The sequence below is a fragment of the Nesterenkonia halobia genome, from assembly GCF_039536005.1.
In the GTDB taxonomy this organism is placed as follows: Bacteria; Actinomycetota; Actinomycetes; order Actinomycetales; family Micrococcaceae; genus Nesterenkonia; species Nesterenkonia halobia.
On record NZ_BAAAYG010000003.1, the window covers coordinates 608,060 to 614,287 of the forward strand.

Here is a 6,228-nt window from a genome sequence, read left to right on the forward strand (position 1 = left end):
TCACCGCGGCGGTCCGGCGCGCGAGGTGCCCGTCGCCTCGAGCGTCTCGCCGGCGGCGCCGCCCACGGCGCGGCGGACGACGACGAGGACTTCCGTGCCGTCCGCGCCGACGACGCGGCATGCGGTCAGCTCGGCACCATTGCGCCGAGCGACCTGTTCGGCGACGGTGCAGGGGTCTCCCGGCGCCAGTCCGCGGGCGACGTCGGCGCCGGCCAGCGCCGCCAGATCCGCCGCCCGGGCGGCCCGCGCTCCGCCGGTCGCGGCGGCGCCGAGCAGGACCACCGTCGCCAGCAGCATCAGCAGCACGAGGGCGCCGGCCAGCACCAGCACGGTTCCGGATCCCCGGTCACCGCCTGCGACGGTCGTCCTCGCGGCGCCGGTCCTCCGCCCGGCCGTCCCCGTCACGACCCGTCTCCGCTCGTCGCCGCCTCCGGACCCGCCGGCACCTCCGCAGACGGCAGATGCTCCACCGGCACCTCGGCCTCGGCGGTCTGTTCCAGCGCGACCTCCACCAGTCCGAGGATCCGCACGGGCCGGACGGCCCTGACGCGGGCATAGTCGCCGTCGCGGCTGATCGAGACCTCGAGCTCCTCGTCGGCGACCCGCCGGGCGGCCTCGATCGCCGTCGCCTCGTCCGTGCCCCGGGCGGTCTCGCGGGCCGCCGCTCGAACGCCGTCCTCGAGCGAGACCTGCGCGGCGCCGTGCATCGCGAGGCTGATCAGCAGCATCAGCACCAGCACGGCCGCGGGCAGCGCGGCGGCGAACTCGCCGGTGACCGCGCCGCGCTCGCCGGCCGTCCGAGGGCGCCGTCGACGGCCGGGCGCCTTGGGCGCCTCGGGTGCCTCGGGGGCGTCGAGCGCCCGCCGGGCGGGGTCGCCGGCCCGCGAACTGGCCGACGATCCCGCCCGAGGCGCGGCCCCAGGGTCTGTCGCGACTCCCATCGTGGCGCACTGACCTGAGTCCACAGTGCTCAGCGGCTCAGCGCCTGCTCGACGAGGCCGTGCAGCATCTCCTGGACCTCGCCGGAGGACAGCACGGCCACGAGCAGACCGGCGAAGCCCACGGCGGCGAGCATCACGATGCCGTACTCGGCGGTGGCGAGGCCGTCCTCCTCGGCCCAGAGCTCGGCCCGACGACAGGGTCCGTCGGTGCGGCGCATCCGGCGGTCGGCCTCAGCGGGGCCGGAGGATCCGGGGGCGGGCGCACCGCTGGCGGCCGACGGCGACGCGCGGCCGAGGGCCGGGGCGGCGGCGCCTGCGGCGGCCGAGACGGGAGCCGAGGCCCAGGCCGAGGCGCTGTCCTGGACAGATGCTCGGGCCTCCTCGGGTCGGGCGGCGGTGATGGCGGTGGTCATGGTTCTGCTCCTTTCCCGCCGGGCGGCCGGGCTCCGTGTCGCTCCGGAGGGGCCGGGGCCGGGCGGCGGCGAGTGGTGGTGATCGGTCCGCGCCGGCGGCCGATCACCGCGGCGCTGGGTGTGATCCTTCTCCTCGCCCGGCGCCGCGAGAAGCCGGAGGGTCTCCGATGGGGAGGAGTCGGCGTGTCCTCGGCGGCGCGCTGCCGCCTGTGCAGGAATCGGAGCCTGTGCAGGAGGTGCTGCCTGTGCAGGAGCGTCGGGTCCGGTCCAGGCTCGGAGCTCCGTCCTTCCCCGGAGCGGCCGGCAGTGATATGCAGTGATGGACAGCACATCGCAGGGTGGCGACGCCCCGCATGGTCGGAGTCCGCGCGCGGCAGGAGCAGCTCATGACGGAGATCGAGGAACCCCGCACCACCGAGGCTCATGTCTACGCAGGGCCGGGCCGGGAGCTGCGGCGCGAGCAGCTGCACCTGCAGGAGCCGCAGGCCGAGGAGGTGCTCCTGGACGTCGTCGCCTGCGGGGTGTGCCACACCGATCTGCACCTGCTCAAGGAGGAGATCGCGTTCCCGCATCCGGCGGTGCTCGGCCACGAGGTCTCCGGCGTCGTCCGCGCCGTAGGCGACGGCGTCGACCACGTCGGTCCCGGGGACCGGGTGGTCTGCAGCTTCATCATGCCCTGCGGCCGCTGCCGGCACTGCGAGCGCGGCCGCGACGACCTCTGCGAGGTCTTCTTCACCATGAATCGGCTGTCCGGCACGCTCTATGACGGCACGTCGCGGCTCAGCCGTCGCGGCGGCGAGCCGGTGGCGATGTACTCGATGGGCGGCCACGCGCGGCAGGCGGTGGTGCCCAAGCGCGCAGTCTTCGAGGTCCCCGAGGGGGTGCCGCTGACCGACGCCGCGGTGCTGGGCTGCAGCCTCTTCACCGCCTGCGGGGCGATCAGCACTGTCGCGAAGGTCCGGCGCGGCGAGTCCGTGGCGGTCATCGCCGCCGGCGGAGTGGGACTGAGCATGATCCACCTGGCGCGGGCGGCCGGCGCCGAGCGGGTCGTCGCGATCGACGTCGACGACGACAAGCTCGCCCTCGCCGAGGAGCTCGGCGCGACCGAGACGATCAATTCCACCCGTGCCGATCCGGTCGAGAGCCTCCACGGCCTGCTGGGCCACGGCGCCGACGTCGTCATCGAGGCGCTGGGCTCGGCGGCCACCGCGAAGCTGGCCGTGGACCTGGCCGACGACGGCGGCCGGGCGGTGCTCGCCGGCGTGGCCCCGATCGGCCAGACCCTCGACGTCGACATCACCAAGGTGGTGCGCCGCAAGATCCAGATCCTGGGCACCTTCGGCGGCCAGGCCCACGAGACCATGCCGGAGGTGCTGCGGATGGTCGAGCAGGGCGGGATCGACCTGGAGCGGCTGATCACCGACCGGTTCAGCTTCGACGAGGTCGGCGAGGCCTACCGCGCGCTGGACGAGCGGCGGATCCGCGGACGCGGGCTGATCGAGATCGCCCCCGAGCTCGCCTGAGCTCGTCTGAGCCCGGCGGAGGCCCGGCAGAGGCCCGGCAGAGGCCCAGTGTGCGACTGACGCCGATGGCCTCGGCGTATGACGCCCGGCGACGGCGTGACGAGGGTGACGTGGCGGTGAACGTGCCCCTCGGCTAGGATGAACGATGCTTCACGAGCAGTGACCAGGAGGCCGCGCGCCTCCACCGATCCTCCGATGGTCACTCGCCAACCCCATGTTCACGGGTGGTCCAGGATCACGAAGCGGCTCGTCCTCGCCGAGCTCCTCGCCCTGCTCTCGGGCGATCTCGGTGCTGGATGGGACGGGCAAGAGCAGCGACGAAAGGATCGATGAGTCGGACGCGGACCCCCCCCCGCGTCGCCCTTCCTCATTCCCCTCCGACGGGCGGCCGCGCCCGTTCGGACGACGGCGCCCCGGCGGGCGGCCGCCCACCCCTCGCGATCGCCCCGCCGTCCCGGCACCTCGTCCGCGGCCGTCGCCGTCGCTCCTGCGCCCAGCGCTTCATGCCCAGCAATGCCCAGCCGCGGCTCGGCGTCGGCGGTGCACCGACCTGCACCTGTCCTCGACGCCGCGTCGCCAGGGCGCGGCGCCCCACCGGGCGAGCGCGTCCGCCACGACTCTGGAGTCCGAATGATCGAACTGACACAGGTGCGCAAGGTGTTCCCCGGCGGGGTCACCGCGCTCGACGGAGTCGACCTGACCATCCCCGACGGCGAGATCCACGGGATCGTCGGCCGCTCCGGGGCCGGGAAGTCGACCCTCATCCGCTGCCTGACCGGGCTGGACTCGGCCACGTCCGGCAGCATCACCATCGACGGCGTCGACCTCGGCCGCGTCCGCGGCGCGGAGCTGATGACCGCCCGGCGCAGCATCGGGATGGTCTTCCAGCACGTGAACCTGCTGGACTCGCGCACTGCGGCGAAGAACATCGCCCACCCGCTGGAGATCGCCGGCGTGCCGGCGGCCGCGCGGAAGCGTCGGGTCGACGAGCTGCTCGAACTGGTCGGCCTCGCCGACCGCGCCGAGAGCTACCCCGCCCAGCTCTCCGGCGGGCAGAAGCAGCGGGTGGGCATCGCCCGTGCGCTGGCCGCCGAGCCGCGCGTGCTGCTCTGCGACGAGCCGACCTCGGCGCTGGACGCGGCGACGACCCGGCAGATCCTCGAGCTGATCCGCGAGCTGCGCGACCGCCTCGGCATCACCGTGGTGATCATCACCCATGAGATGGGTGTGGTCCGCGAGGCCTGCGACGCCGTCTCGCTGCTGACCGAGGGGAGCATCGAGCGCACCGGCCGGCTGCTGGACGTCATCAGCGACACCTCCACGCCGCTGTCCAAGGAGCTCATCGCGCTGCCGCCGATCTCGGCGATGGAGCCCGGCGAGACGCTCGTCGAGGTGCTGGTCACCGCCGGAAGCCGGCTGGCCGACGTCGGCCGGCTGTTCTCGCTGCTGGCCGAGCACGGCGTCGAGGCTCCGGTCGAGGCCGGCACCGTGGAGACCATCCAGGGTGCGCAGATCGGCCGGCTGCACCTGCGGCCCGACGACGCGGCCACCGCCGAGGAGATCCGTCGGGTGCTCGTCGAGCAGGGCGTGCATGCCGAGGTCACCACCGCCGCGCAGGTCCGCGCCTTCGCCGACGAGCACCAGGCCGCCGACGCCGAGGAGGAGAACCAGTGATCATCGCCGCCCAGGACGGCCTCTTCCTCGAGAACGAGGTCTTCGCCAACCAGCTGCCCGCCGCGATCCTGGAGACGATCTTCATGACCGCGGCCACCGGCCTCATCGTCGCGCTGCTCGGCCTGCCGCTGGGCATCGCGCTGCACAACCTCGGCCCCAAGGGCCTGGCTCCACGATCGGCGACGTACCGGGTGGTCAGCATCCTGGTCGACATCGGCCGCTCCATCCCGTTCATCGTGCTGATGATCTCGCTGATCCCGTTCACCCGGTTCATGGTCGGCACGGCGCTGGGCTGGCAGGCCGCCGTCGTCCCGCTGTCGGTCGGCGCCATCCCGTTCTTCGCCCGACTGGTGGAGAACGCGCTGCGCGAGGTCGACGCCGGCAAAGTCGAGGCGGTGAAGATGATGGGCGCCTCCAGCCGTCACATCATGCGCCAGGTGCAGGTCCGCGAGGCGCTGCCGGGCATCGTCGGCGGCTTCACCGTCACGCTCGTCGCGCTGATCAGCTACACCGCCATGGCCGGAGCCGTCGGCGGCGGAGGCCTCGGCGCGCTGGCCTACAACTACGGCTACCAGCGATACCAGGGCGACACCATGCTCGCCTGCGTGGTGCTGCTGGTGATCATCGTCGCGATCCTGCAGTGGACCGGCGATCGAGTCTCCCGCACCATCGACCACCGCTGACCGCATCGCCGGACGCCGCCGTCTGCGTCGTCCGGACCGCTCGCCCGATGAGAATCCTGACCACGAAAGGCAGAACTATGCACACCAGCACTGCACGTCGCTCGCTGAGCCTCTCGGCCGTCGTCGCGGCCTCCGCCCTCGCGCTGACCGGCTGCGGCCTGATGCCGGAGGAGGAGCAGGCCATCGGCACCGAGAACGACGACGGCACCGTCACCCTGACCGTGGCCGCCTCCCCGGTGCCGCACGCCCAGATCCTGCAGTTCATCGACGAGAACCTCGCCGCCGACGAGGGGCTGGACATCGAGATCGAGGAGTACTCCGGCTACGCCGAGCAGAACCAGGCGCTGGAGGCCGGCGACGTCGACGCCAACTACTTCCAGCACGAGCCGTACCTGGAGGCCGAGGTCGAGGCCAACGGCTACGACTTCGAGCACTTCTCCGGCGTCCACATCGAGCCCTTCGCACTGTTCTCGAACTCGCTCGACGACATCGAGGACCTGCCCGAGGGTGCGCAGGTCGGCATCAACAACGACCCCTCCAACCAGGGCCGCGGTCTGGCGCTGCTGCAGGAGGCCGGTGTCATCACGCTGGAGGAGGGCGTCGACCCGGCCGACGCGGCCATCAACGACGTCGCCGAGAACCCGAAGGACATCGAGTTCGTCGAGGCCGAGGCCGCCTCGCTGGCCCGCACCCTCGACGACGTCGACGCCGCGGTGATCAACGGCAACAACGCGCTGGAGAACGACCTCTCGCCGACCGAGGACAGCCTGCTGGTCGAGGACGGCCAGGACAGCCCCTATGCGAACTTCCTGACCGTCCGCGCCGGCGACGAGGAGGACGAGAACATCCAGGCCCTCGACGAGCTGCTCCACTCCGACGAGGTGCGCAGCTACATCGAGGACACCTGGCCGGACGGCGAGGTGCAGGCCGCCTTCTGAGGCGGAGAAGCCTCCGTCCCTGCATCGGGCGGGGGATCTCTCGGGGTGCGAGCGGC

The 6,228-nt window shown here is 72.7% G+C and carries 7 protein-coding genes; 4 read left to right on the forward strand and 3 right to left on the reverse strand.

Annotation, left to right across the window (positions count from 1 at the left end; translation table 11 throughout):
- The 3 genes from ABD652_RS05445 to ABD652_RS05455 are packed head-to-tail and all read right to left on the reverse strand — an operon-like array spanning position 1 to position 1,354.
- Positions 1 to 405: an Rv3654c family TadE-like protein gene (locus tag ABD652_RS05445; RefSeq protein ID WP_344718968.1), complete on the reverse strand. Its 405-nt coding sequence runs from the start codon at positions 403 to 405 to the stop codon at positions 1 to 3.
- Entirely contained in the window at positions 402 to 941 is a 540-nt protein-coding gene (locus ABD652_RS05450; RefSeq protein WP_344718970.1) for a TadE family type IV pilus minor pilin, read from the reverse strand. Before ABD652_RS05450 ends, ABD652_RS05445 begins: the two co-directional genes overlap by 4 nt.
- Positions 942 to 970: 29 nt before the next feature.
- Entirely contained in the window at positions 971 to 1,354 is a 384-nt protein-coding gene (locus tag ABD652_RS05455; protein ID WP_344718972.1) for a DUF4244 domain-containing protein, read from the reverse strand.
- Positions 1,355 to 1,740: 386 nt separating this feature from the next.
- Here ABD652_RS05455 and ABD652_RS05460 point away from each other — a divergent pair, with 386 nt between their 5' ends.
- The 4 genes from ABD652_RS05460 (at position 1,741) to ABD652_RS05475 (ending at position 6,172) form a co-directional block, all read left to right on the forward strand.
- The gene (locus ABD652_RS05460) at positions 1,741 to 2,877 is read left to right on the forward strand and encodes a zinc-binding dehydrogenase (protein WP_344718974.1); all 1,137 of its coding nucleotides are present in this window, start codon (positions 1,741 to 1,743) and stop codon (positions 2,875 to 2,877) included.
- Between the two features lie 630 nt (positions 2,878 to 3,507).
- On the forward strand, positions 3,508 to 4,551 hold the full coding sequence (locus ABD652_RS05465; protein WP_344718976.1) for a methionine ABC transporter ATP-binding protein: 1,044 nt from the start codon (positions 3,508 to 3,510) through the stop codon (positions 4,549 to 4,551).
- Positions 4,548 to 5,234, forward strand: coding sequence for a methionine ABC transporter permease (locus ABD652_RS05470; protein ID WP_344718978.1), 687 nt, complete (start codon positions 4,548 to 4,550; stop codon positions 5,232 to 5,234). Before ABD652_RS05465 ends, ABD652_RS05470 begins: the two co-directional genes overlap by 4 nt.
- A gap of 77 nt (positions 5,235 to 5,311) precedes the next feature.
- Positions 5,312 to 6,172, forward strand: coding sequence for a MetQ/NlpA family ABC transporter substrate-binding protein (locus tag ABD652_RS05475; protein ID WP_344718980.1), 861 nt, complete (start codon positions 5,312 to 5,314; stop codon positions 6,170 to 6,172).
- The last annotated feature ends 56 nt before the right edge of the window (positions 6,173 to 6,228 follow it).

Excerpts from the sequence above, each read along its gene's own strand:
- ABD652_RS05450 (WP_344718970.1), bottom strand. The coding sequence starts at position 941 with ATGGGAGTCGCGACAGACCCTGGGGCCGCGCCTCGGGCGGGATCGTCG.
- ABD652_RS05455 (WP_344718972.1), bottom strand. The coding sequence starts at position 1,354 with ATGACCACCGCCATCACCGCCGCCCGACCCGAGGAGGCCCGAGCATCT.
- ABD652_RS05460 (WP_344718974.1), top strand. The coding sequence starts at position 1,741 with ATGACGGAGATCGAGGAACCCCGCACCACCGAGGCTCATGTCTACGCA.
- ABD652_RS05465 (WP_344718976.1), top strand. The coding sequence starts at position 3,508 with ATGATCGAACTGACACAGGTGCGCAAGGTGTTCCCCGGCGGGGTCACC.
- ABD652_RS05475 (WP_344718980.1), top strand. The coding sequence starts at position 5,312 with ATGCACACCAGCACTGCACGTCGCTCGCTGAGCCTCTCGGCCGTCGTC.